General features: G+C 39.6%; 1 protein-coding gene. It reads left to right on the forward strand.

Annotated elements, in window-relative coordinates:
• Positions 1 to 123 precede the first annotated feature (123 nt).
• Positions 124 to 376 (forward strand): Holliday junction branch migration protein RuvA (gene ruvA / locus HC175_RS20450; protein WP_168139870.1); only part of this gene is annotated, 253 nt, incomplete at its 3' end.

The following is a 376-nucleotide window of genomic DNA, read 5'->3' on the forward strand; positions in this document are numbered from 1 at the left end:
TCGCTTTTTATTTTGATGACCTCTGTAAAATGCCCTTTTTTGAAGGCTTATTTCCAGTGGTTTTTTCTTATTTTTCTATCCTGTTTATTTTCTTACTTTTGGCTGACTAACCATCCTTATTCCATGATCTATAGCATTCAGGGCAGGCTCGTTGAAAAAAATCCTACAAATGTGGTGATAGATTGCAACGGGGTGAGCTACTTTATCCATATCTCTCTCCATACTTTTTCATTGATCCCTTCTGAAGAATCTCTCAGGCTATTTACACACCTGCAGGTGAAGGAGGATTCTCATACCTTGTACGGATTTTGGGAAAAAAGTGAGCGGGAGATCTTTAGGTTGTTGATCTCTGTTTCGGGAGTTGGAGCGAGTACAG

The organism is Salinimicrobium oceani (genome assembly GCF_012037645.1).